At 39.8% G+C, this 26,415-nt stretch carries 21 protein-coding genes; 11 read left to right on the top strand and 10 right to left on the bottom strand.

Annotation, left to right across the window (positions count from 1 at the left end; genetic code table 11):
* Window positions 1-180 precede the first annotated feature (180 nt).
* Both ACSFVZ_RS06650 and ACSFVZ_RS06645 read left to right on the top strand, forming a co-directional pair.
* Window positions 181-3,939 carry a TonB-dependent receptor gene (locus tag ACSFVZ_RS06650; protein ID WP_235382958.1) on the top strand — a complete coding sequence of 1,253 codons (3,759 nt, stop codon included), beginning with the start codon at window positions 181-183 and terminating at the stop codon, window positions 3,937-3,939.
* Window positions 3,940-4,284: 345 nt separating this feature from the next.
* The gene (locus ACSFVZ_RS06645; protein WP_138558180.1) at window positions 4,285-4,620 is read left to right on the top strand and encodes a hypothetical protein; all 336 of its coding nucleotides are present in this window, start codon (window positions 4,285-4,287) and stop codon (window positions 4,618-4,620) included.
* 442 nt (window positions 4,621-5,062) lie between these two features.
* Here ACSFVZ_RS06645 and ACSFVZ_RS06640 read toward each other — a convergent pair whose 3' ends face one another.
* The gene (locus tag ACSFVZ_RS06640; RefSeq protein WP_240704566.1) at window positions 5,063-5,926 is read right to left on the bottom strand and encodes a hypothetical protein; all 864 of its coding nucleotides are present in this window, start codon (window positions 5,924-5,926) and stop codon (window positions 5,063-5,065) included.
* A 203-nt stretch (window positions 5,927-6,129) separates the two neighbouring features.
* On the opposite strand from ACSFVZ_RS06640, the gene ACSFVZ_RS06635 reads away from it, so the two are divergent.
* Window positions 6,130-7,962, top strand: a complete 1,833-nt coding sequence (locus ACSFVZ_RS06635) for a GGDEF domain-containing protein (protein WP_435558436.1) — start codon at window positions 6,130-6,132, stop codon at window positions 7,960-7,962.
* Between the two features lie 180 nt (window positions 7,963-8,142).
* Window positions 8,143-8,619 carry a hypothetical protein gene (locus ACSFVZ_RS06630; protein ID WP_135926760.1) on the top strand — a complete coding sequence of 159 codons (477 nt, stop codon included), beginning with the start codon at window positions 8,143-8,145 and terminating at the stop codon, window positions 8,617-8,619.
* A 3-nt stretch (window positions 8,620-8,622) separates the two neighbouring features.
* Here the strand turns inward: ACSFVZ_RS06630 and ACSFVZ_RS06625 are convergent, their stop codons facing one another.
* Window positions 8,623-9,828, bottom strand: coding sequence for an anhydro-N-acetylmuramic acid kinase (locus tag ACSFVZ_RS06625; protein WP_235382955.1), 1,206 nt, complete (start codon window positions 9,826-9,828; stop codon window positions 8,623-8,625).
* Between the two features lie 258 nt (window positions 9,829-10,086).
* Between ACSFVZ_RS06625 and ACSFVZ_RS06620 the strand changes: the two genes are divergently transcribed.
* From ACSFVZ_RS06620 to ACSFVZ_RS06610, 3 genes are all read left to right on the top strand, one after another.
* Window positions 10,087-12,822: a TonB-dependent receptor domain-containing protein gene (locus ACSFVZ_RS06620; RefSeq protein ID WP_295508577.1), complete on the top strand. Its 2,736-nt coding sequence runs from the start codon at window positions 10,087-10,089 to the stop codon at window positions 12,820-12,822.
* A 164-nt stretch (window positions 12,823-12,986) separates the two neighbouring features.
* The gene (locus tag ACSFVZ_RS06615) at window positions 12,987-13,982 is read left to right on the top strand and encodes a hypothetical protein (RefSeq protein ID WP_435558434.1); all 996 of its coding nucleotides are present in this window, start codon (window positions 12,987-12,989) and stop codon (window positions 13,980-13,982) included.
* The gene (locus ACSFVZ_RS06610) at window positions 13,972-14,205 is read left to right on the top strand and encodes a helix-hairpin-helix domain-containing protein (RefSeq protein ID WP_435558433.1); all 234 of its coding nucleotides are present in this window, start codon (window positions 13,972-13,974) and stop codon (window positions 14,203-14,205) included. The genes ACSFVZ_RS06615 and ACSFVZ_RS06610 overlap by 11 nt, the downstream gene beginning before the upstream one ends.
* Here ACSFVZ_RS06610 and ACSFVZ_RS06605 read toward each other — a convergent pair.
* Complete coding sequence (locus ACSFVZ_RS06605) at window positions 14,202-15,047, bottom strand: SMP-30/gluconolactonase/LRE family protein (protein ID WP_435558432.1); 846 nt, start codon at window positions 15,045-15,047, stop codon at window positions 14,202-14,204. The two genes, ACSFVZ_RS06610 and ACSFVZ_RS06605, sit on opposite strands and share 4 nt — an antisense overlap.
* A gap of 10 nt (window positions 15,048-15,057) precedes the next feature.
* Window positions 15,058-15,459 (bottom strand): hypothetical protein, encoded by a 402-nt coding sequence (locus tag ACSFVZ_RS06600; RefSeq protein ID WP_138558187.1) that lies wholly within the window; start codon window positions 15,457-15,459, stop codon window positions 15,058-15,060.
* A 185-nt stretch (window positions 15,460-15,644) separates the two neighbouring features.
* Between ACSFVZ_RS06600 and curA the strand changes: the two genes are divergently transcribed.
* Window positions 15,645-16,676 (top strand): NADPH-dependent curcumin/dihydrocurcumin reductase, encoded by a 1,032-nt coding sequence (gene curA / locus ACSFVZ_RS06595; RefSeq protein ID WP_138558188.1) that lies wholly within the window; start codon window positions 15,645-15,647, stop codon window positions 16,674-16,676.
* A gap of 47 nt (window positions 16,677-16,723) precedes the next feature.
* The gene (locus tag ACSFVZ_RS06590; RefSeq protein ID WP_063527596.1) at window positions 16,724-17,341 is read left to right on the top strand and encodes a glutathione S-transferase family protein; all 618 of its coding nucleotides are present in this window, start codon (window positions 16,724-16,726) and stop codon (window positions 17,339-17,341) included.
* Window positions 17,342-17,415: 74 nt separating this feature from the next.
* Here ACSFVZ_RS06590 and ACSFVZ_RS06585 read toward each other — a convergent pair whose 3' ends face one another.
* The 3 genes from ACSFVZ_RS06585 to ACSFVZ_RS06575 form a co-directional block, all read right to left on the bottom strand.
* Window positions 17,416-18,324, bottom strand: a complete 909-nt coding sequence (locus ACSFVZ_RS06585) for a diguanylate cyclase (RefSeq protein WP_435558431.1) — start codon at window positions 18,322-18,324, stop codon at window positions 17,416-17,418.
* 99 nt (window positions 18,325-18,423) lie between these two features.
* The gene (locus ACSFVZ_RS06580) at window positions 18,424-19,092 is read right to left on the bottom strand and encodes a response regulator (protein WP_135926753.1); all 669 of its coding nucleotides are present in this window, start codon (window positions 19,090-19,092) and stop codon (window positions 18,424-18,426) included.
* Window positions 19,085-20,389, bottom strand: coding sequence for a DUF4118 domain-containing protein (locus ACSFVZ_RS06575; protein WP_421966334.1), 1,305 nt, complete (start codon window positions 20,387-20,389; stop codon window positions 19,085-19,087). Before ACSFVZ_RS06575 ends, ACSFVZ_RS06580 begins: the two co-directional genes overlap by 8 nt.
* Before the next feature lie 177 nt (window positions 20,390-20,566).
* Between ACSFVZ_RS06575 and ACSFVZ_RS06570 the strand changes: the two genes are divergently transcribed.
* Window positions 20,567-21,226: a potassium channel family protein gene (locus ACSFVZ_RS06570; protein WP_054553462.1), complete on the top strand. Its 660-nt coding sequence runs from the start codon at window positions 20,567-20,569 to the stop codon at window positions 21,224-21,226.
* Window positions 21,223-22,590, top strand: a complete 1,368-nt coding sequence (locus ACSFVZ_RS06565) for a TrkH family potassium uptake protein (RefSeq protein ID WP_435558429.1) — start codon at window positions 21,223-21,225, stop codon at window positions 22,588-22,590. The genes ACSFVZ_RS06570 and ACSFVZ_RS06565 overlap by 4 nt, the downstream gene beginning before the upstream one ends.
* Before the next feature lie 56 nt (window positions 22,591-22,646).
* Here ACSFVZ_RS06565 and ACSFVZ_RS06560 read toward each other — a convergent pair whose 3' ends face one another.
* From ACSFVZ_RS06560 to ACSFVZ_RS06550, 3 genes are all read right to left on the bottom strand, one after another.
* A complete protein-coding gene (locus ACSFVZ_RS06560; protein WP_138558190.1) occupies window positions 22,647-23,492 on the bottom strand; it encodes a DUF3037 domain-containing protein in 846 nt (281 codons plus the stop codon).
* Window positions 23,489-24,199 (bottom strand): HipA family kinase, encoded by a 711-nt coding sequence (locus tag ACSFVZ_RS06555; RefSeq protein ID WP_435558428.1) that lies wholly within the window; start codon window positions 24,197-24,199, stop codon window positions 23,489-23,491. The genes ACSFVZ_RS06560 and ACSFVZ_RS06555 overlap by 4 nt, the downstream gene beginning before the upstream one ends.
* A gap of 119 nt (window positions 24,200-24,318) precedes the next feature.
* Window positions 24,319-26,253, bottom strand: a complete 1,935-nt coding sequence (locus ACSFVZ_RS06550; protein ID WP_435558427.1) for a RecQ family ATP-dependent DNA helicase — start codon at window positions 26,251-26,253, stop codon at window positions 24,319-24,321.
* Window positions 26,254-26,415 lie beyond the last annotated feature (162 nt).

The following is a 26,415-nucleotide window of genomic DNA, read 5'->3' as shown; positions in this document are numbered from 1 at the left end:
ATAAAATATTCTTGATCTGTTCTATATTTGTACTATTTTAATTTAAGCAGCGACTGTATAGGTGTTGTATTTCGGTCACTGGTAATTAAAAAGTAAGATCCTTTAAGGGTCTTAGTTTCGCTATTAATGCTCAGTAACAACGAGTCAGATTAAAATAATAACAAATTTGAAAGGTGCAAAATGAAAGCTCTTCGCTTATCTAAAATGACCATTGCAGTTCAGTCAGCAATGCTATTGACTGCAAGTATGTCAATGCCAACCTTTTCACAAGAGGTGAAAAAGGACTTACCCACAAATAAAAATTCAGAAAAAAATCTCAAAGATGAAGAAATCGAAGTTATTCAAGTAACAGGTATTCGCTCATCTTTGCGTGAGAACTTGAATAACAAACGATATTCAGATGTTATTGTTGATTCTATTAATACAGAAGATATTGCCAAAAACCCTGATAAAAATATGGCTGAAGCGTTGCAACGTGTGGCTGGGGTACAAATTGAGCGACAATTTGGTGAAGGCTCGAAAGTGTCTATTCGTGGCACGTCACCCGAACTAACCAATACCCTAGTTAATGGTCAATCAGCCAAATCAGCATCCTATTTACCAGGCCAATCAGAAAGTAATGCCTTTGATTTTTCAAATATTCCAGCAGAGCGTGTTTCTAAAATTGAAGTCCATAAATCAGCCCGTGCCGACCTTGATGCCGGTGGTATTGGCGGCACCGTCATATTACATACTAAAAAACCTTTGGAACAAGAAGATGGCTATGGGTATTTTAATGTTGAATCAGAGTATAACGACTCTTCAAAGAAGTATTCACCACAAGTATCAACAGCCTATAACTTTGTCTCTGAAAATAAAAAGTTTGGCGCTTCAATTAGCGTAAGTCATCAACAACGCAAGGCATTTCGTACCGGTTTTGAATCAGATGGTATTGCTGGTAATGAAGGCGCGATCAGCACAGGCTTTGCACAAACAGATGCAATAGAGTGTCCAACAGAAGCATGTGCGAGCAGCGATATCAATCTGCGCCATATGAATAATCATGCCCTAATCATTACACGTCACATGGCGTTAAATGGTTATACCTACGGTGACTTAGAAGCAGTCGCAAATAATGGTGCTTATTGGCCAACAGAAGATCCCAGTAACTCTGGTGTATGGAACAACTATACACAAAATTGGGGGCAACTCGATGAAGTGATAGACCCAACTTATATTGACCCAGTATGGGGGCTTTTTTGGGGTAGCAGAAGAGAAGCAGGGTTAGGTCAAACTCCTGCTAGAACATTAGGTAACATGGTCTACGCGCCAGCTTTCTCAACCAATGAAAGCCGCCTAGATACAACTTTAAACTTTCAGTGGGCACCTATTGATAACTTAAGTTTAAACCTAGAGATAAATCAGAATAAATCTGATCGAGATAATAAAAATGACAATTTATATGCTCAACCACACCGTATTGTACAACTGCTGTATAGCAACGAAGTGCCTGGCATCGATCCCCGACTCGTGATGGATCCTGAACGCGATATTGTTTTATCAGCAACCTACCCTATTGATGGCACAAATTTAGTTCGCGGTGCAGGCATGGTCTGGGATGGTAACAACTATTACGATGGCGATATTCGATGGGGTGAAATGATCCGTCGCGACTCAAACGATAGAAGTGGCACCGAAACTGAACAAAATCGCTACCATCTTACTGTTGATTTTGAACACGATGACTTTGTAATGAAGTTTCAAGCTGGTCACACAGAAGCAGAGAGTACCGTACTCGATCGTGGAACCACACTTGCCAGTCGTTATGGGGATTACGAAACGCTTTACTCAGGTGACGATGCATCTTTAAAAATCCCAACTTATGAAGGGGTCAATTTAGGGTATGGATATAACCCCGATACCGGCAAAGTATATTGGGGGCTTGAGGCTGACCCATCACTAACAGGGCAAGCGCTTATCGATGCACAACAGCGCGCTAAAAACTTCTTGCTTGCGCCTACTAACGAGTTTTATTTACTAACGGGTGGCTTAAATAACTCTGCTCGCTACCGTGAAAACACCGAAGATTTTCTGCAAGGAGATATTACGTGGTCTTTCGAGAATGACTTTTATATTGATAGCATCAAATTTGGCGCTAAGTATCGCGATATAGAACGTACACAGCGCTACTATACAGAAGGAGCGCGTTTTCATGGCTATGCAAATGAATCAAGTGAATTCCCTCTCATTCTAGCAGAGCAAATTGTAGGTGGTACGGTATCTGGCTTAGACTCTGCGGGTCATGATATACCTAATGAATATTTTGATATCGACCAAGCAAAACGTGACTCATTGCTCAATGATCACTTTTTATTACTCAATTCAGAAGGCACACCGAATGAAGGTGCTTGTGTAGATGCAATCGCAAACTCAGCAAACCCTGAAAACTATTATGGCTGTCGTTCTGGTTTAACTGAATCGGCAGGATCAGCCTATAAAGTAACTGAAGAATTACTAGCCTATTATGCAATGGCAAACTTCAGTGGTGAAAAATTCAGAGGTAATGTAGGTATTCGCGTAGTCGACACACAACGAGAATCTGTCGGTAATGAAGTGGCAAAAGATGAAAATGGTCAGCTTCTTTCATACCCTATTGATGAAACCGATCCAAATTATGTCGCGGGTCTTGCTGGTTTTAATCAGTATTCGCCGCTTGTGCAAAAAAGTAGTACTAAAGACTATTTACCAAGTTTTAATATTGCTTATGACCTTGCTGACGATCTTGTTCTAAGAGCCGCCGCGTCAAAGAATATTTCTCATCCGAGCCTTACTCAGCTCAGAAGTAACTTTAGCTTAGTAACCGAACGTTACCGATTCTATACTGACGGTAGACAGCAAGATTTAACGCCAAATGGAGATGCTGAGCGCCTACCAATGGATTCGCAGCGCCGAGGATCGGTTGGTAATCCAAACTTAGGTTCATATTCATCAGTCAACTCTGAAGTAGGCGTAGAGTGGTACTTTGCTGAGTCATCTATTTTTGCCATTACAGCCTTTCAAAAAGATATTAAAGATATGGTGCGATCATCATCTCAAGTTCAAGACTTAAGTTACCTAGGGGATGAAGGGAAAACAGATGATAACGGTTACTCAATATACGGAGACTACGTTGTTAGTTCTTACTTCAATACAGGTGAGCAAAAAGTAAAAGGGCTTGAATTTCAGTTACAACATGATTTCGGTAATGGTTTTGGTGGCTTAATTAATTACACTTATACAGATGTGCCGGATCAAAAGTTCAACACCTCAACCTTTTCATATGAAATAGCTGATATGACTGATACAGAAACTCATTTGAGTGATCCGTCTCAACGTGAGTACTTTGAAGTTACTGGGTTTAATACTCAAACAGTTAGTCAAACAGAACCTATGTTTGGACAGTCACAAGACACCCTCAATGCATCTATTTATTTTGAAAATGACACTTTTTCGGCACGGTTGTCATATAACTATCGAAGTGAATTCGCCAATGCCAGCTTTACAGACGGTATTCGTTACACTGATGCACGCCAACAACTCGACTTCAAAGCGACCTATCAAATCCTAGACAATTTAGTAGCAAGCTTTGCAGTAACAAACTTAACCAATGAAAATGTTGTGCAATACATAAAAACATCACAAATTGTTAATGACCCAGTTATTAATAAAATGAAATGGATCGACGAGATTGGCGAAGATGGTGTCGCAACAGGCAATCGCGTTGTCGCTAAAGATGAAAATGGCAACAATATTATTGAGTCTTCTGTCTCAGGAGAAGAGGCCTTTGCCATTTTATCGCAAGCAAGTGGTATTCCTGTTGAAGAGTTAAAACCTTATTACCAAAATCATTTAGATAAGATATTTGTTAATGAGTGGACTAATGGCCGTCGCTACTATTTAGGCATAAACTGGACCTTTTAGCGATTATTTTTCTATTAAGTGGTTATTAAAATAGCCACTTAATAGTTTACATCTAGCCTTCGCACCTCATTTACAGCAACTCGATTAAAGTAACTACTCAATACTTGTTAATCATCTGCAAAATAAACAAACCTGTTCTAACGCCCAACCATCAATTTAACTTTTAAAAAAGAAATTCTTTAAGCAAATAACCCACTACAAAAAACTTAAGCCATTATTTAGCAATACTTATTTTCTAAATCCTCAATAAAACAATAATAAAGAAGTAAGACCAACTGGATAACCTAACATCTTTTTGCTAAATTAATTTGAACCATGGAGTGGGATTTAGTTAAAGGAACAACAATGAACGAATTTGATATTTTCATTAAAAATATTGTTTTAAATTGCATACGTGAGCAAGGTAGCTGCAGTGATCTTCATGAAGAAGATGAACAACTAACTTTCTATGTGAACATAAACAGCAGCGATAAGTTATGCTCCCAGAAACAGTTTAAAATAACTTACCCAATTAGTTACTCAATTGAGTCTGCACTTAGATACGAAATCGATTTACTTAGATACCTAGATTCAGGTGAAATAAGAACCCCTTTTACATCAGATATTATTGAAGTGCTAAAATCAGAGCTTGAGTATTTTGTATCAAGCAGCAAACCGCAGGGTGAGTACCATATTTGTTGATACCTGAGTGATAGCCTGATAAAAAAAGTTTTATCAGGCTATCACTAATCAAGTTACTGCCATAAATTTGGAAACACAAAATGCTTTCTTGCTGTAGCAGTGACGTGGATCATTTTTATTGTATACGCGCAATCAAATGGCAAGCTCTTCATTAATCTAGCCAAACATTGCCGGTTTGATGTGTCCAAAATATAGATGCTTTGCCATCACTACGCTGATAAAAATGCTTTACCTTTATCAGATGACTAACTTTTGAAATGACCTTTATATTGCCTTTAACAAACGCAATTACTCGTTGCTGTATTTTAAGTTTGCTGGTTCTTCCTGCTAAAGACTGCTAAGTGAAACTTTTAAACACAAAACAAGGATGCTTTGATTGGCTATTTTCAAACATCCTCATTGTGTATTCCAATTAATTCATCAGCTTATTGGTAAAGTAATTTTAATTTGTTTGGTAATAAAAGCTTGTTTTAGAGAGTGGTTTTATTATGTCGTACTCTAGGCCAAAAGCATTTCTATCACCGCTTTTAGGTATAGTGTATTTGTCTAAAAGGACTACTCCCCAATGATTATCGCTAAGGCCACCAAAGATCACATTGACGCTGTCATACTCATCTTTTGTAATAGCTGCAACCTTATACTCAACCATTAAATCTCTGAGTTCTTGTGTATCAGCTGATAGCTCCATCAAGTTTGGCTCTGCATCAGGGCTTAGAATTTTATAATCGGCAGAGGGTACAAACCCAGCATATTTTGATGGTGTATAACTTATTAATTGGGTGGGAGAATAAAAAGTATTGTTAACACGGTACACGTGCGGCGCAGATTGCTGGACAAGTTTTAAAGTTTGGCTATTTTTAAATGCCAAAATTTCTGCCTCCGATACATCTAAAAATGACCGAATTAACTTAAGTCTTTGTTCAGTACACTTTTCTTTTTTACAAATAACTAAATTTGGAAGTTTTGTTCCAACTTGCTCTTTAACATTTAAAAACTGGCTACCAAGCACACCTAAGTTAAAGTTAGTGAACGCTTGCTTATCTTTGTCATTTTTAAATTTAGTGGCATGAATATCAAAGATGCTAAACGGATAAAAAGAGGGTAAGTAGGCAAGCTCTAAATCGGTTTGCGGCATCATTTCATCCATGTGCTTTAATACCGCGCGATATTCTTTATCTATTTCATCATTAAAATAGTCTGGTCTTTCAGCCAGTGCTGTAACAGAAAATAAAAAAGCACTACAAAGTAATATTTTGTTTAACATGAAAAAATAAATCCTTTTGATTAAAACTATTTTGAAAACCATACCATTTGGGTAAAAAATTACATAATTTTCAGTTGAGCCACTTTCAAGCTTGAAAGAAAATCAAAACAGATTAAAGCATTAAATTATTTATATTTTTTCAACATTAAATCTTACAAGCAACAATTTCATTATGCTAAGCTAGCTGCAATTATAAAAAAATATCATTGATTGGTATCAGAGTAGCTGTATGGAGTAATGATCAGATGATAAGGATATTGTGCATATTGCTATTTGCAACCAATGTGGCTGCAAATGATGTTCAGAGTGAAATCAACCGTGTTCTTCACGGTTATACAACATATTCTGAATCTGTCGAAATTTTAGCTAGATTAGAGCAGCAAATACCTTATGCAGATGTGCAAGATGATGCGCATGTAATGGCATTTAAATGTTGGTTTTCTAATACATCTACTCCTAGCGGGCTTAGTGAATATAAACATTTTCTAGAAACAGCCAAGCCAATCATCCAAAAAGCAAATAATATTACCTTAAAACATGAGCTTGCTGTCTGTGAAGCAAATCAAGAGTATACACAAGGTCATTATCAAATAGCTCTTGAGCACTTAAAGCCTATAATCAACACTACATCAGTAGAAAAAACAACCTCCCCTAAGCAATTATCAACCATCGCTACTGCTCACATTGTACTTAACCGAATTCAGTTAGCTAAAGGCAACTATCAAGAGGCATTCGACTCTGCAAAAACTGCTTATCAGTTATTTGAAAAAGCAGGTAACGACTACGAAAAAGCACTCGCATTAAAAGAAATCGCCGATATTCACATAGCGTTGTACAACTATGAACTTGCAATTGAACAATTGCAGCGTGCTAAGTTAGCGCTATCGAAATTTAATGAGCAAGAGCAATACAAGGTACTCGATTTACTCGCGTATGCTTATGAAGAAAAAGGCGACTTAATAAAGGCGGTTGAATTATACGAGTCGATTAAAAAAGATGTTCGTCGTTTCGAAAGTGATAATGGCTATGCTTACATATTAATAAAGCTGACAGAACTCAATATAAATTTAAACAGGTTATCTCAGGCAGAGCCATATCTAACTGAGCTAAAAACACTTTCTGTTGATGACAGTTGGATTTTGACTCTTTACAACTTCACTAAATCAGAATGGTACTTGGCTACAGCTCAGTTGCAAGCAGCCGTTACATCTCATGAGAAGATAGCCGGGCAACAACAATCTTGGCCCGAGAGCTTACAGGAGCGCTATTTAAATTTAACCTCACAGCTTGCCGCTGCAACAGGAGATACTTTCTTACAAATAACATCTCAGCGGCAATTAATCGATTTAATAAATAAAAAACAGCAGGCTTTAGCAAATAACATGCTTATTTCTGCCAGATTAAACTTTAACTATGAGCAACAAAACCGCGAAATTACTCGTTTAGAACATGAGTCAAAGCTACAACAAAAGCTTTTAGCAGTAGCCGAAGATAAGTCATTTTGGCAAGGCTTAACGGTGATGATAACTTGCGTATGTTTACTGCTATTCGCCATTTATACCTTCAAACAAGTTCGCCAGAAAAAGTATTTTGAAATACTCGCTTTAAAAGATGAGCTTACCGGCATACCGAATCGAAGAGCTATTCTAAATTTAAAACGAAGCGTCATGCTGCAAAACAAACTCAATAAACAAGTCAGCTCTTTGATTTCTATCGATATTGATTATTTCAAAGCGGTCAATGATCAATACGGTCACGATATAGGTGATGAATTAATCATATCCATAGTCAATACGATTGTGCACACAGTCCGTTGCTCTGACCGGGTAGGTCGTGTTGGTGGCGAAGAGTTTTTAATTGTGCTTGAGAATCAATCTTTAGAAAATGCACAGGAGATTGCTGAGCGTATTAGGCTTTCTGTTGCCGAAAAGGAGCATACCTCATTATCAATAAGCGCTACTGTTAGTCTGGGTGTCATTGAAATTGCACCTAACGAAACAACGGAGCAGGCCACGAAAAGGGTTGATTTACACCTTTATAAGGCAAAAGAAGGGGGACGAAATACTGTTTTCTCTTAACTTTTGTAGGAGTTCAACAACAATCAAATAAATAGACTTAGGTTTTAATAAATAAATTAAACATTCAACTTTGTTCTGATTTTACGATAAATAATACTTAATATGACAATAGTCATAAATCTGTAATTTAATTAATTCATAATTGGCGCTAATTTAATCACCTAATGTAATGAACAAGTAATGGACAGTGCCTTGGTGCAACTTTCGTTTGCACTCCCCTCTAATGAAGACCCTTTATGTGCAGCGCTTGCGCATACTATGGAATATGAACAATTGCATTTTGCTGCCAATGAGCAAAAGCGTGTTGTATTTTGTTGTGTGCTACCTGACGATGCTCACGAAGGTGATGTGATCTCTATTAGTGCAACACGCCCTGATGCCCGCGAGTCTGCCTATTTTACTGCGTACACGTTAACACAACACGATTTAGAACAGCACGTGATCAGCCTTACTTTAGAAAATGTCACGCACAGTGGCGAATTTGTGCTGCAATTAATGCTGCATGGCATGCATGCAACACTTAAAGACAGCGCCCAATTCGATGTTAGCATTGCTGCAAGCACATCAGCAGAGCTTTTAACTAGCGAGCAAGCTAAAAACCAAGGTCTACGCCGTTACATCAGCAATATTGGCGCAACCTTTTTAGCTTTTTTTTAGGGTCTAGTCAGCAAAGCTAATTTTACCCATGGTAATATCGGGGATCCCTTGCTCGGTATTACCAAAGCGTTGTTGCCCACCCGACAAGCATTCGTTCGCTAAAATAGCAAATAACACAGCCTCTTTTGCATCTGGATTTATACCTAACGAGTCAGTGTTATTTATTACAGTAAGCTCTGGGCAATGAGCCAAAATAATCTTCATTAATAATGGATTATGAACCCCACCACCACTGGCGTATACAGCCACATCAGTTAAGCCTTCACTGCATTGGTTAATTGCCTTGGCAATCATGACTCCTGAAAACTGCACTAAAGTTGCCATAACATCAAAGTGCGATAACGCTTGCGTATTTGAACGTGCTTGTGCCGCTGCTAAATAGTCTAGATTGAACACTTCTGGCCCGGTGGTTTTTGGAAACCCTAAACCAAAAAATGCATCATCACACAGCGCAGTGAGTAAAGCTTCATTTACCGCGCCTTTTGTTGCAATAGCGGCATCTTTATCATAATGAAGGGGTGCAAAGTAACGCTGTACATAGGCATCCATAATGGTATTGCCTGGGCCAATATCAGAGCTAAAAACCGCTCGTGGATCAGCCGATTTTGGCAAGTAGGTTAAGTTTGCAATGCCGCCCATGTTTAACAATATGCGGTTTTCACTGGTACTTGTGAAGTATAAATAATCACCATATACAGCAAGCGGTGCACCTTCACCACCCGCTGCTATGTGTTTTTGTCTAAAATCACCTATGGTGGTAATGCCAGCAGTCACTGCAAGGTGATCGCTATCGCCAATTTGTAGCGTTGCATTGTCATATTCTGGGCGCTTATGTTGGTTTTTAGGGCAGTGATAAATTGTTTGACCATGACTGGCAATCACATCTATCTGCTCATTTTCGACCCCCCAAGAGGCTAACGTTTTTGCGACCATTTCACCATGTAACTGGCCAATCCATGGGTTGAGTAAAGTGACTTCTTCAAGGTCGCACTCGCGTTTGGCGAACACTCGTTTTACACGCGTTTTATAATCATCGTCATAATCAACGGTGGTAAACTTTAATACTTCTACATGGGTGTTCATACCCTGCCCTGATACTTCGCATAGAGCGATATCAAGACCATCTAACGAGGTACCACTCATCAGACCAATAATTAATTTTTTTTCTTTTTTTGCGCTTAAATACAGTTTCTCAATATGTTGATGCATAAATAAATCACTTAAAATCAGCTTATTAGATGTAAATAAGCGGGTTGACGACTTGGAATAGTTTATATTTTAAAATAATAGATTTAAAGAATAATTATTGCAAAGATTTTTAAATTGCTTTAAAACTGTACCAGTGTTCTCCCCAAAAGGAGAACACGACGTATCATAACAAAAAGTATGACTCTTTAAATTAACTAAATGGTCTAGGTAGTAAACCAACCTGCGTTGATTTAAATGATAAAACGCAAGGGAATCATCATGAAAGCAAAGACAACAACCGGACATCGCTCACTATTGCTGCTCTCGCCTTTAGCTCTAGCTGTAAGTTCAGTAATAAGTTATGCCCACGCAGAAGACGCCGAACAAGTTAAAAAGCCTGAGGTGATCACTGTTACAGGTTCACGCATCCAACGAACTGAGCTGGTTTCAAGCAGCCCTGTCGTAAGTGTTGATGAAGCACAAATTCACTTAGATCGCGCAGTGAACGTTGAAGATATTACCGCAAAACTACCACAGGCTGCAGCAGGTGCTAACAGCACAGGTGCAACAGTGGGTGACTCTTTCGGCTCATCAACCATTGATTTACGTGGCCTTGGCCAAAACCGCACATTGGTGCTGATTGACGGTACTCGCGCCGTACCATTTAGTTTTCGTAACTCGGTTGACGTAAATACCATTCCTGCCGGATTAATTAAACGCGTTGATGTATTAACTGGTGGTGCAGCAGCGGTTTACGGTGCCGATGCCGTAGCTGGTGTTGTTAACTTTGTTTTAGACGATGATTTTACTGGCGCTGAATTCTCAACCAGTTACGAAAGTGCCGACGGCGGTAACGAAAAGCTTAACTTTGAAGCTATTTTTGGCGGTGACATTGCCGATGGCAGCGGCCATGTAACTGGCTATATCGGTTATACTGAGCGTAAAGAACTATTAGCCGGCGAGCGTGACTACGCGCTTGAAAACTCAACAAGCATGATCAACAGCGGTGGTTATTATACTGACGTTGCATCTGGCAATAGTATCGGTATTGCTGATTCTGGTGCTGTAACAAGTGAGCGTCAAACAGCTGATTTCACTCCTGATCGTTATTTAACTCAACCAATGGACCGTTTTTCTGCGGGCTTATTATTCGACGTTGATGTCAGCGACAGTGCCATTGCTTATGGCCGCGCAATGTATTCTAAAGTGACCGTAAATGGTGCTGGTGCCAGTGGCCAAACACCGATTTTTGTTAACGAGCAAGTAACCCTAACGCAAGACAATGCATATATTCCTGATGAACTACGCAACCAACTGACGTTTGACAGTGAAGGCAATGCCCTTGTTAATGTTGAACGTAACCTAGGTTTAGGTGTGCAACACACCGAAGCGGTACGTGATTCAATGCAATTTCAACTAGGTTTAAAAGGTGATATAACAGACTACCTATACTATGACGTATATGGTCAGTACGGTAAAACCGACGAAGTAGCCACCATTTATAATAATGCGTATCGCAATGATAACAGTGGTAATAGTCGCTTTGCAGCCCTTGCAAATTCAGTGGATATTTTTGATCCCAACCATGATTTCAGCGACTTTAGCGATCCGCTGCTTTATACCACTCGCGACCGTACTCAAAGTGTGATCTCAGCAACACTATCGGGTGATTCTGGGTTCTTATTTGAATTACCAGCCGGTGCTATCGATTTTGCAATCGGTTATGAATACCGTAAAGAAACCGGTAAACAAACACCGGGCGATGCATTTAGAAACGGTACCAGCTTTGCGTCTATCAGCGCATTTGATATGGATGCAAGCTTTAGCTCAGAAGAGTTCTACGCTGAAATTTTAGTGCCTATCTTAGTTGATAAACCTTTTGCTGAAGAGCTTAGCTTTGAAGGTGCCTACCGTATTTCTGATTACTCAAATACCGAAGCAGAAGACACCTACAAACTAGGTATCAACTGGGCAATTAACAGCGATATTCGTATTCGTGCAAACCGCTTAACCGCGTTTAGAGCACCTAACTTAGGTGAGTTTGCCAGCCCAATCACAGCGCTATCGTTATCATTATTTGACCAAAATAGCGATCAATTTGTACCACGACTAGCAGGGCGTTATAACGGCGATCCATGTTTACTTGGTACCGGTGATGCGACCCAATGTGCTGCGTTTGGTGCGCCGCCAGTTGGCACTGAGTTCGACTCAAGTACAGCAAAATATACCTATGGTGGTAACCCAAATATTAAGCCTGAGCAAGCCGAGTCAGATACATTAGGCATTGTTTACACACCTAGCTATTTAGAAGGCTTTGACTTATCACTCGATTACTACAGTATTCGCGTAACAGATGCGGTAAGCCAAATTCAGCCAGGTGCTGCGCTACAAAGCTGTTATGTTGACGACCCGAACCCGAACAACCCATTGTGTGGAGCGGTACTTCGCGATCCAAACACCGGTTTCATTAGCACAGCTATCGTTAATGACTTTAACTTAGCCGCAATTGAGCAAGAAGGTATCGACGTTGCAGCAAATTATGTCATTGATGCACCAGAGCAAATGGGTGGTCGTTTTAGATTCTCGTACCAAGGTAACTTTGTTACTAAACAAACGCGCCAAAACAACAGTACAGTGCCTGAAGTTGACTGTAAAGGAACTTATGGCAGTGCCTGTTCGGGTGACTTTGCCAGTGTTTTACAAGCTGACTACAAACACCGAGCAAGCATTGATTGGCAGTTAGATAACATGAACTTCCAACTTGGCTGGCGCAGAATTGGTGAAGTAGAGTATGCTGTTGACCGTTCAGAAACAATTTCAGCACAAAATTACTTAGACTTTGCCGCTGCATGGCAAGTTAATGAGGAACTTGCTGTTAACTTTGGTGTCGATAACTTATTAGACCGTGAACCACCAACACCTGAAATAGGCGCAAACCACTTTAACACTGTGAGTGATTATAGTGTGATTGGCCGCTCAGTCGGTGTTTCACTGAGATATGCTCCAAGCTTCTAATTAATCCTACTGTTTTAGCTACACAGGATTGATCCCCTCAAGCGCACCCTGCCCGGTGCGCTTTTTTATTTTAAACAGGCTGTAATTATATCAACAATAAAAAAGGGACAGTGTTTAGATTGTTGGTTATGATATGAGCAACAAAAAGCAGCAAGGAAGATGTAATGCTCAAATCAATAAAGTCAAAAATCCCATTTATTTTCCTAATTAGTATTAGTCTTTTTTGGGGTATGTATTACCAAGGTAGCCACCCGTTAAATGACTTTGGTAAAGCAAACTTTGAATGGTTATACCTGCTTGATGCACTGATAGTATTACCTGTACTTTGCTTAATATTAATTAAAAATAAGAAAGAAGCAGCTTTAAAAGCCTTGATGTTGTGCTCACTCGCTATTTTAGTGGGGAGTTACATTATTCCCGAACAAAACAAGTTTTTAATGAATTACTTAGAGCAAGGTCGTTACGGGCTTTTAGCTTTGATTGTAATTTTAGAGCTAAGTGCTCTCATTACTGTGTACCTGGCAATAAAATCCGCTTTAGGCAAGCAAGCCGATCCAGATATAGCTATAGAAAGACCAATTAATAAGCTTTTCAAACAAAGCGTAATTGCAAACTTTTTATGTTTCGAAACACGGATGTGGGCTTTCTTATTTTACGCTAAACACATTAAACCAAGCTATTTCACTGGTGAACAACATTTTAGTTACCATAAAAAAGATGGATCACAAGCTAACTTACTTGGCTTTATTTTTATTATCTTGTTAGAACTGCCACTGATGCATTTATTTTTACACTTTGTATGGTCATCATTAGCAGCAAACATTATCACTGGTTTAACTATTTTTAGCCTTTTATTCTTCATTGCAGAGTACCGAGCGGTCGCAAAGCGCCCTGTTTCAATTAGTAAAACGCAACTCGTTATTCGCTATGGGCTATATCCTGCTTACAATATTGCTTTAGAAAATATCAAAACCATTGATTTAAATGCCGATTTCATTTCACGCGCTCGAACAATCAAGCGCTATAATTATTCAGGTTGCCCAAATATTAAAATCACGCTCATTGAGCCTATTGGTGATATCAACATTGTTTTTCTAGGACTAGATAACCCTCATCATTTTATAGACTCAATCAACAAGGAGCGAAAAAATGCCATTTAACCAGCAAGAACGCAGCGCGCTTTTAGCGCTCAAAGGTGTGGGGCCTATGGTGATAAAACGGTTTGAAGAAATCGGTATTGAATCGTTTGAGGAGTTAGCCGGGTTTGATGCCAACACCATTGCTGAACGTGTAGCATCAATGCTGCATTCAAGTTGTTGGCAAAATAGCCCGCAAGCGAAAACGGCAATCAACGCCGCTATAACGCGAGCAAAGCAAGGCTAAAGTTCAATCACTTCTATTGCACCGCGCTTTTGCATGGTGACATACACTTTGCTTTGCGTATCGTTAAAGGCCAAATTAGTTGGATGCTGGCCTTTTAATTGGTAGCTATTTAATAGCTTGCCGGTAGGCGATACTTCAAGCACCTTTCCTGCACCGTAACGAGTGATAAACACATGTCCTTGATTATTAACGCGCATGCCGTCTAAGCCATGCTCAGCAAACTTAATCAAAACTTTTTTATTGCTAATGTTTAAGTTCTCATCTAGGTCATATTGCCAAACTATTCGCTGCACACTCTCGTTCACATAGAGCTTAGTGTTGTCGTTATTAACGGCAATACCATTGGTGGTGCCCATGTTCTTTTCGAGTAAATGCGTGCTGCCATCTGCATTAATACGCCAAAGTTGGCCAGTTTCGTTCGTCCAATTAGGGTCACTTGCAAACAGCGCCCCGCTTTTGGTGATAGCAATGTCATTGGGTTGATTCATGTTGCTATTATGGGCGAACACTTCTGCTTTATTGCTGCCTGCAGGTACTTTTAAAATATTGTGATTCACGTAATCGGCAATAAATAAATTACCTTGCGAGTCAAACTGTAAGCCATTACCAACGCTGTCATTTGGTAGCCGTACAAATAACGATGTTTTGCCCATGTTATCAACGCGGCCAATGGTTCCTTGCTGGGCATAGTTCACCGCGTACAAGGCACCGTTATACATGGTTGGCCCTTCAACGCCTTGAGTAAAAACGTTATCTTTAACAAAGTCTTGGCTATCTATCGCTAGCGCAGTTGGTGAGCAAATAAGTGCGCTCAAAACGAAAAAATGACGCGTTGATTTCATGGTAATCCTTTTAATTATCTAAGCTGGTATACACTGCTAATATGGGATATTCGTTTTCACCAAAAGATAAGGTCAAAGAGCGCCTTTCACCATCATCTAACTTAATGCCTTCGTCAAAGCTTTGCGGATGTACACGACGCCCATCAGCAAACAGCGCCATAATGTGGTCAGCCTGTAAAATACGCGAGCCTGATGCTTTGTTTTCAATCGTCACAACAGCTAAACGACGACCACTTTCACTGCTCATTAATACACTATGGACAATGCTAAATTGACTTTGCTTTGGGTAATGTTTGTCATCATTTTCAAATGCAAAATTACCGCTTTGCAGCATCACTGGATCAACCGATAACACGTCGTTATTTGCATAAGCATTAACAGTCACCAAGCCCACTAACAAAATACGCTTCATTACTATCCTTTTAAGTTAGCTTAATTTTAAAACAGCATACACCGTTCCCATATTTAGCGCAAAAACTCATCCTAAAAAAGGGGATGCGTTATCAAGTAATTACAATTTTAGTGTTGATTTTTAATGTTATGCCCGCAAAACGTTAAAGGCGTATCTTAATTTACTGCTGGCAAAAGGAGCCTAGTATGTCTGATATTCAAAATCGTCAATATATTCTTGAATCTCGCCCAAGTGGCGTAGCGAATGAAAACAATGTTGTTTTAAAAACTAACTCAGTATCAGCGCCAAAAGATGGCGAGGTATTACTCAGAACCATTTATCTATCACTTGACCCCTATATGCGAGGACGAATGAGCGATGCTGAATCATATGCTGCTCCTGTAAAGATTGGTGATGTGATGGTAGGCGCAACCGTATGCCAAGTTGAGCAATCAAACCACCCCGACTACCAAGAAGGTGAATGGGTATTGGCCTATACGGGCTGGCAAGAATACGCAATAAGCGACACTGAAGGCTTAATGAAACTGGGGAAAAACCCTGAAAATCCTTCGTATGCACTTGGTATTATGGGTATGCCTGGTTTTACCGCCTACATGGGGCTTTTAGATATTGGTGAGCCAAAGCAGGGCGAAACAGTCGTGGTTGCTGCAGCTACAGGGCCTGTCGGTGCAACTGTAGGGCAAATAGCCAAATTAAAAGGCTGTAAGGTCGTTGGCGTAGCTGGCGGTAAAGAAAAATGCCAACATGCCGTTGAAAACCTAGGCTTTGATGCCTGTATTGATCACAAAGCAAATGATTTTGCAGAGCAGTTAAGCGCAGCGTGTAATAATGGTATTGATGTTTATTACGAAAATGTCGGTGGCCATGTATTTGATGCCGTGTTACCCCTGTTGAATACAAAAGCACGTATTCCGTTATGTGGTTTAGTATCACAGTACAACGCTACCGAGCTGCCGCCAGGTCCAGATCGCTTATCTATGCTTATGGGTCACATTTTAAAGAAACGCATTAAAGTGCAAGGGTTTATTATTTTTGATGACTACGCCCATCGTTATGAGGAATTCGCAAAAGACATGCAAACATGGTTAAGCGAAGGAAAAATCAAATATAAAGAGCATCTTGAAGCTAATTTCGAAAATACGCTGAACGCCTTTAATGCGATGTTAAATGGTGAGAACTTCGGTAAAACTGTCGTGCAAGTTCAGCAGCCAATTTAAATTTCAAGGCGTAGTCAGCTTGGCTACGCCATTTTTAAGGATAACGAATGATTAAATTACACCATTTAAATAAATCACGCTCTAAACGTATTATTTGGTTACTGGAAGAGCTTGGTGTCGATTACGACATTGTTGCTTATCAACGCAATAAAGAAACCTTCTTAGCACCTGATGAACTAAAACAAATTCATCCGCTGGGTAAATCGCCCGTTATTGAAGATAACGGTAAAGTAATTACCGAGTCTGGCGCAATTACTGACTACTTAATTAGTAAGTACGGCAAAGGCAAGTTTATGCCAAGCCAGCAAAGCGACAGCTATGTTGACTATCAGCAATGGCTGCATTTTGCTGAAAGCTCTGCCATGGTGCCTCTTTTACTAAAACTCTTTATTACTAAAGACGGCTGTCAAACTAACTTTATTGCCGACTATGCCGATAATGAAATTGCAAAAATACTGAGCTATGTTAATCAGCAATTACAAGGTAAGCAGTACTTAGTCGATGACACATTGACCGGTGCTGATTTCATGATGTCTTTTGTTGTAGAGCAAGTTGCTCAGGCGGGTAAGCTGTCGTACTTCCCTGAAATCGAACGCTACTTTGAGCAGCTAAAAACTCACGAAAGCTATCACACAGCCAATGAGTTAGAAGCAAAATACGACTGATCTAATATGCAGTGACAATTTATAAACTGTCACTGTTTTCCTTCTTCAAGAAAATAAAGCTGCAAACCTACCAATCAGGTTACACACACTTGGTTGCGTCCCGATTCTTTTGCCTGATACATAGCTTTATCCGCAGCCTCTATTGCTGTTTCAATATCATCGTCAGCGCGAATAGAAGAGACCCCAAAAGAGCCGGTAATTTTTATCTGTTTATCTTTACCTATATCTATTTCAAGTTCTTCAACACCGACTCTCAAGCGCTCAGCAAATGATTGAGCACCTTTTAGGTCTGTTTGTGGTAAGCATACTAAAAACTCTTCGCCGCCATAGCGATACAGATGATCATATTTTCTTAGGTGAGAGTTAATACACTTAACAAGAGCAACCAATACTTTATCTCCTACGGAATGACCATATTGATCATTAACACGTTTAAAATGATCGAGATCGATCATAATCAACGCACAGCTAAGTGACTTTCTTTTCGCAAGCTCAAGCTCCTCTCGCAGATTGCTAAGTAAATGAGTGCGGTTGTTTGCACCTGTTAGGGGATCACGATTATGCAAAAGTTTAGAGAAGTCTTCATTCACTGCCTCAAATAAATAGCGGACTCTATCTAAATCTTCATGAAATTGATCCAAAAGATTGACCGGGATTTTTGAATTAGCTTCATTCAAAGATAAAAGTACTTTAGCCCCGTGGTGCATTTTTTGATGCGCAATTTCAATTTCAGCAAAATACGGGTGTAAATTTTTAGAACTAGAGGGGAGTTTATTAAACCAAAGGCCAAATTCGCATAATGCATGAGCATTATCGTCAAGATCTTCTTCACATGCTGGTACATTGGCAATAAGGCTACGCAGTAAGCGTTTGTACCAACATTGATGCCATTCAATTGCTTGCTCAATTGCAGCAATGAGTTCTTCAAGTTGTTTATTTGAAAGTGAAAATATCCGTTTGCCACCTTGATCAGCAGTAGCCAATTATCAAGCACCTTTTCATTATTTTCGTAAACTAAAACAATAGTTTAAAAAGCCTATAAGCTCAACAGCAAATTAAAAAAGTCGTGACTATTATTAAACTCAATCAACTAATCGATAACCCACAGCGGGCTCAGTTAAGATATGTTTAGGGCTTGCCGCATTTTGCTCAAGCTTTTGTCTTAACTGACCAATATGTACACGCACGTATTCAGGACGATTAATATACTGCTCTCCCCACACCTCAGATAAAATAGCGTTATGCGTTAATACCTTGTCTTTTTGCTGAAATAACAACAGCAAAATAGCGTACTCTTTTTTAGTTAGTTTGACTTCTTCAGCACCTTTACGCACCACATGTTTATGCGGGTCGATGTGAATATCGCCACATTGCAAAGTTAGGCTTGGTGTTGTTTGTGTGCGCAGAAGCACCCGAATACGTGCTAGTAATTCGTTTGCGCTGAATGGTTTGGTCAGATAATCGTTAGCGCCGTTATCAAGGGCGGTGACTTTTTCTGTTTCGCCGTCGCGCGCAGAAAGTACCAGAACAGGGAGCAGACTCCACTGCCTAAACTCCACCAGCCAATCTTGCCCATCCATATCGAGCAAACCTAAATCAAGCAGCACTAAATCAAACTGCTGCTGGCTTAAAAGTGCAAACGCATCAAGCCCTTTCGCGCACACACTGACTTCATGGTTACTTGCTTTGAGCAGTGTTTTTAAAAAACTTTGCAGAGGCGGTGAGTCCTCTAAAACCAAAATATTAGCCACGGCTGTTACTCCAAATTAATATAGCTGTTGCCTGCTTTGTCTGCTCATTGAGGGTTAATTCAAAGCGCCCCTGATGACATTTAGCAACCACATCGCAAATAACACTCCCTAGGCCAACGCCTTCATCTTGACTCGTCTCGTGCTTATTAGCAAAAGGGTTAGTTAACACAATTTGGTATTCGTCTTGTGTTTCAATAAATTGCATGTTCGCCGAACCATCTCCGTAACGAGCTGCGTTTTCGAGCATATTGGCAAAGGCAATTTCAAGTAAGGTTTCATCGCCAAAACAGATGCTTTGTTGCTGAGCTTCGATGTGCAATTTAAAGTTATGTAGTTGTTGCTGACGGCGTGATTTAGCTTCGCTAATTAAGGTCAAAATGGGTAGTTTTTGCCATTTAATATTCTCAGCTAACTTATTCACTTTACTGAGCTCCATGACTTTATCAAAGTGCTGGTTAAGAATTTTACTTTGCTCATAAATATTAGCAGCTTGCTCTTTGATAACCTCAGAGCTTAGTTGAATATCATCATCAGCCAACATACTTGATGCGCCCATAATGGTCGCTAATGGTGTTCGTAAGTCATGGGATAAACTGCGCAACAAGGTGTTTTTTGACCTTTCTAACTCGGCCTGTACTTTTATCGCCGCTGATTGCTCGCGTAGTAAGGTTTTTTCTTGAACCTGATACAGTAAAGAGCACGCTGTATTCGCCAAAGCAAGTTGCTCGGCATTAAGCGCTTTAGCAAACGCGATGCCGCCAAATTCAGCTTGTTGCTCATTTAAATAAATAAACTGCTTAGACGCTGTTAACTGCCAATCACATGCGACCTTTAAATGTGCGGCCATGGTTGTTAAAAACAGCTGCTTTTGTTCCTCAAGGCTATCGAGATCATTAAGTTTTTTAGCTAATTCATACAATAAGCGACTATTACTTGCATGGGCTTGCACATCGCGAACCTTAGTATTGAGCTCACCGGCTAGGTGGCTTATGACTAAACCCACAATCAGCATCACCAAAAAGGTGACCACATATTCAATATTTTCGATATGAAAAGTAAAGTAAGGCACCACATAAAACCAGTCCGTACAGGCAACACTCACCAAGGTAGTAAGCGCAGCAACACGACGATTACTGCGCACCGCAACCCAGGTCACCCACAGCAGCTGTAACATAACAATATCGGTGGTTGTAAACAGTTCTCGAAACGGAAATATCGCAAGCACCACCACAAGTGGCATCAACACACTTAAAAATGCGGCTTTTAAATACTGTATTTTGAATACTGACTGCATCATCTTTTCACTTATTTTTTGTCCCTATTAGATTAAAGGGTTTTCAATTTTGTCACTATAAAGTTTTTATAAAGTTTTTTTATCTCGGCATAAAATCTTTATAAAGCTTTCAAGCTCTCTAAAGACTTCTGTTTTTTTGCTATTAGCATTTAGCGCGTACCCACAATAGCGAGAAAGACAATGGCTCAGTTTGCAGTAATCGGATTAGGACGTTTTGGCGTAACTGCCTGTTTAGAACTTTCAAAACAAGGTCATACAGTGTGTGCCGCCGATATTAGCGAAAGCACCGTTAATCATTATGCCGACCAACTTAGTTTTACCGTGGTGGTTGATGCCAGTGATGAAACACAATTAGCACGGCTAGATTTACCCAGTTGCCAAGCCGTATTGGTGGCCATTGGCGAGAATATTGAAGCCAGTATTTTATGTGTATTGCATTTAAAAAACTTAGGCGTAAAGCAAATTTGGGTAAAAGCCTGTACCAAAAGCCATCATCAGATACTAAGTAAACTCGGCGTTGACCGCATCATTCACCCTGAAGAAGAAATGGGCGTAAGGGTTGCACAAGCGCTTAACTACCCAATGGTTAATCAATATTTCCCGCTTAACCAATCCACATTTATTGTTGAACTAGGCATTGATCTGCAACTTTCAGGTCGCAAAATTGGCTGGCTACTCAAAGAGCGTAATAGCGATATTAAACCGCTCACACTACGACGTGATGATTATTTCAATACAGAGCTGACTAACGACACCGAACTGCGCCACGGAGATAGTCTGGTGTTACTGGGCTCTAAAACCTACTTAACTAAATTAGCAAAACGGTTTCGTGCATTATGATTAACTGGCAAGCCAATGTTTACCCTAAACAATTTAGCGGTGTAAAGTGTCGTAAGCGGCAAAAAGTAAACCCACCTTTAGTGCTCACTATCGGCTTTATTGTGTTAATTATGCTCGGCACGGGCTTACTCATGTTGCCAATGGCAAGCACCCAACCGATCAGCTGGCTCGATGCATTATTTACGGCAACCTCTGCGGTTACAGTAACAGGGCTGGTGGTCATCGACACCGGTACTGATCTGACTGTATTTGGTCAAAGCGTAGTAATGCTGCTGATTCAAATAGGTGGCATTGGCTTTATGACCGTGGCGGTGATTTCAATTTTAAGTTTAGGAAAAACCCTAGGCTTACAGCAACGCTTACTCGCCAGCCGCGCTTTTGACACTAACGATTTAACCTCGGTGATCAAGGTTGCTAAGTATGTTTTAGTGTATTCATTAGTGATTGAGTCGGTGGCATTTTGCTTACTCTTTATTAGTTGGTTCGATGACTACGGCGCACTAAAAAGCGCCTATCACAGTCTGTTTTATACGATTTCGGCGTTCAATAATGCGGGTTTTGCGTTAAGTGGCGATAGCTTATCGGCATTCAAAGGCGATATAACCGTAAACCTGGTGATCACCACTTTATTTATCATCGGTGGCTTAGGGTTTACGGTGCTGATTGATATCTACAAACAAAAGCGCTGGTCATTACTATCAACCAATACCCGCTTGGTGTTAATTGCTACCTTAGTGCTCAACTGCATCGCATTTATATTGATTTTTTTCTTTGAACACGCCAATCCCGCAACATTAGCGCCGCTATCAACGTCTGAGCAGATATTAACGGCTTGGTTTCAAGCGGTGACACCTCGTACCGCAGGGTTTAATACCCTACCGATTGATGGTTTGAGTCAAGATTCAACGCTTTTGACTATGCTGCTGATGGTGGTTGGCGGTGGTTCAGTCAGCACCGCGAGCGGCATAAAACTAGGCACCTTTGTGATCCTAATTTTAGCGATGCGCAGCTATTTAAAACAGCAAACCACGGTTACCGTGTTTAACCGCCAGCTGAGCGACAAGTTGGTGATCAAGGCACTAAGCGTCATGATACTGTACTTATTTATCGCTTTTACCAGCATTATGATCATCACCAAGCTTGAACAAGGGTCGTTACTTGATATTACCTTTGAGGCAATTTCGGCACTCAGTACCGTAGGTCTTTCGCGAGGTATTACTGGGGATTTAAGTGCGCCTAGTCAGCTCATCATCATATTGCTGATGTTGATAGGTCGAGTTGGGCCACTAACATTTGCTTATTGTTTTGCTCGCCAGCACAGCCAACCTTTGACTTACCCTACTACCAGTATTCAAATTGGCTAAAAATCTGTAAAAAAGGCAACCAAGAAAAGGTTGCCTTTGGACTTTATTTGGAATTTCTAAGTAGAAATTAACTTAAATTCTTCATCTTCAAAACTAGTAGCAAAACTGTAGATACTTTTCCTATCTTCAAAGAGAGTGAATTTTGTATTAAGCATTTCCATTTCATTAGTAACTTCATCGTATGCTTTTAAAAACTCTGTTTTTTGGCTTTTGGGCTTCTCAAGCGTAAATAGCATGTTTTGTGCTTCAATAGCTCCAGCCTGAATTAATCGCCTAACGCGATTTATCCATTGTTCACCGTGTTCTATTAATGCTAATGGTTTTGTTTGATTAAAAGACAATGGCTTTATTGCTTTAGTAATTTGACTTCCTTTTGTTACAAAAGGAATATCAATTTGAACACCCAAGCCAGCAGGCAATTTCTGCTGAGTATAATGCACGCCCCTGATATTATCTTTTAAATCTTGTCTTAGAGCCTTAACCATTTGCTGTTCGCGGTACTCTTTAGTCACAAAGTTTCTGGCTATATACTTGTTATATAGCTGTTCAAGTGCGATTTGAGGAGCTTCATGCAGTACAGCTCTTGTCTCACTAAAACTAACAATCCCTTCCCTGAACCGAGTAACTTCTTCAAGCAACTTAACTTGTTGTTCGCCATAAAACCTAGAGCCTAAGCTTTTCACTCTTGTTAATTCTTTTTCAAAAGTAACTAAAGCACTTTTATAAAGCTCACCGTTTAAATCGTCAAAAAATTCTGTAACTCGACCAAAGCTTTTAGGTGCTAATTTGTAGTCAACAAAACCTGTTTTTGGAGAGAATAATAATATTCCAACATTGGCAAATTCTTGTGTTTCACTGAAAGGCATAAAACGTATGATTGAGTATTTGCATAAATTTTTCATCTTATATCCTCCCAAAATTTTGCCAATTTAAATTGTTTTAATACTACGATTATTTCACTCTCAATGCTATCTAAATCATAATATTCAAGCCATTCTTCAGGTAAAGAGTTTATGACAGCATCAATATTTTTTAATGAAGCCTCCATCTTATCTTCGTACTCAACCCGGCTCCAAAGTGGTAACTGCGGATCATTCCAAGCTGACCTGCCTAAGTGTAATTCTTTATGCTTCTCTAAAGAAAAATTAGGTTCAAAAGACAAATTATGATCGAGTACATAAACTTCTTTTTTTAAGGGCTCATAGAACAGATTTGGATTACCTCCAAGGCTTGTTAGATTCCTATCATCATTTTTTATCCAATAATCAAAAATATAGAGATCTCTTAAAAGTTCATTTGATAAAAATTCCAACTCAGCAAATGTAACATCTTGAATATTAGGTATGAATCTAGAACCAAAACACATACCAGGACCAAGATCATCATATCCATATTCAACAAGTGCATCATCAACATATATGAGATCATAATCAGGGTTAGGTAAACCAAAACTTCTACATAAATGCGCAGCAATCCACTCTTTAACCAACCCTTTAGCTGTAGCACGAGCACCTTTTACAATGTATTGCTCATCATTATCAGTCCTACACAAAAATGGTGTCGTCTGGCCTTGTTTAAATTGTCTGACAATTTCCGTAACAGCTAACATTTATATCCTTAAAAACTCAAAGCCTTATATAGAAAGTATAATTTTATTTCGCGAATAAACTTTATACACGTTTTTGTATATTTCAAACTATAAATATTTATTAAACATTAATCTATCCGCTACAACTGCTGTAGCAAGCTTTTAATGTCACTGTAGCGTTGCTGTTCGCAAAGGCCAAAACCTGATAGTTGCCTGACTTTATTACGAGTAAATAAAGGCACGCTCATGCCCGCTAAAAAGCGGCACTGAGTATCGATGCTCACATCACTAATCCCTTTAGCGGCTAAGTGCTGTTTAAGCTCAGCAACTTTACTGGTAATCACATTTTGCTCAGGCATTTGATGCACTAATGAATAACTAATTTTTACCTGATGGCCTCTACATACTGAACAATGGCCACATTGCTGGGGTGCATTTTGGTCATCAAAATAGCGGGCTAAGTTATAACTTAAGCAGCTATCTAGCTCAAAAAAGCGTACTAAAGTGGCGATACGTTTAATTTCAGCCTGTTCTTTTTCGATAAAGTATTGGTGAAGTTGCTGTGCTAAATCAGCGTGGTTTATTACCGAGTTATTCACCTCATACACTTGCGTAATACGTTTAGTTTCAAGGGCTATGTGGCCCTTTTCAGCCAAATAATCGAGCGCTGCAACCACGCGCTTTCTATCAACTTGAGTGGCACGGGTTAACGCATCAAAATTAAGTGTGCCCCAAATTTTCTTAAACTCTGTATGTTTAAATACCTGCTGTAAAAACGCTTGTCGGTCAGCATCAAACTGGCCAAGCAGCTCATTTTGATCCGTTAAAAACTTATATTTAAAATCGGCGTAATAGGCATATAAAGGTGTAATAGCCCCTTGCATTTCTAACTGCACCAGTAAGGTTTTTAACGCTAAAGCACGAATATTACTTTCGCTGGATAAGCTGTACTCTTGCATTTCCCACTGGTTGTTCGTTTGCTCGTTACGAATGTTATTGATGACATAGTCAATCCCACTTTGCTCGGGAGTGTCGGCATAAACGAAGTTTTCAACGGTATTTAAGCCATCAAGGTTTGCTAGGGTAAAACAGTTTGACGGCGCACCATCTCGCCCTGCGCGGCCAATCTCTTGACTATAATTTTCAATCGATTTTGGCAAATCATAGTGGATCACAAAGCGAATATCAGACTTATCAACGCCCATCCCAAAAGCAATGGTTGCCACAACGATATTGATTTTACCCGCCATAAAATCATCTTGAATTTGCCAGCGTTTATCATCCTCAAGGCCTGCATGATAAGCCACCGCATTAAAGCCCGCTCTTGCCAAGCCTTCGGCCACTTGCTCAGCGGTATGTTGTAAGGTGACATAAACAATCCCAGCTCCTTGTTGGCTGGCTATAATACTGGCTAATTGCTGAGATTTTTCTTGGCTTGCAACACTGAGCACTGATAAGTCGAGGTTGCTTCGGTAAAAGCCAGTTTGCACCACACATTCTGGGGCAATAGCAAAACGCTCGCACATATCGCGCTTTACTTTTTTAGTGGCGGTTGCTGTAAGTAGCAGTACCAATGGAATATTAAGCTCATCACGATAGCGCGGCAGTTTTAGGTAATCAGGCCTAAAGTTGTGACCCCATTCAGATATACAGTGCGCTTCATCGACCACCAGCATTGAAATAGGCACTTGTTTAATAAATTCACGAAAGCGCTCATTCTTAAAGCGCTCAACTGAGACCATTAAAATTTTCACCTTCCCTGCTCGCACATCACTCATTACCGTATGACTTTGCTCACTGGTTTGGCTTGAATCAAGGCTTGCCGCGTAAATACCTTTGCTATTTAAAAAGCTGATTTGATCTTTCATCAGTGCCAATAATGGCGATACCACTAAGGTCAAGTTAGGTAAGTGCAATGCACTTAATTGATAGCACAAAGATTTACCCGAGCCAGTTGGAAAAATTGCCAACGACGATTGCTGATTTAATAACTGCTCAATGGTTTGTTGCTGACCTTGGCGAAATTCATTAAAGCCAAAGTATTGATTCAACGAAGTGTGTAGTGGTGTAGTCATCCTGATCCCTCACTGTCATTCCCTTTTTCAGGTAATGATAGGTCTCTTACTGCGAATTAGCCATACTAACGTGTTTGGCTCAATCTCCCAAGGTCATTCATATAACTAAGTTAACTACATTGTTCTTAATGGGTACTGACAAAACCATCAAAAAGGCGCACA

The sequence above is a fragment of the Pseudoalteromonas nanhaiensis genome, from assembly GCF_051235485.1.
GTDB classification, from domain to species: domain Bacteria; phylum Pseudomonadota; class Gammaproteobacteria; order Enterobacterales; family Alteromonadaceae; genus Pseudoalteromonas; species Pseudoalteromonas lipolytica_C.
Note: the sequence above shows the minus strand (reverse complement) of the source record. Positions and strands in the feature narration are given on the sequence as shown.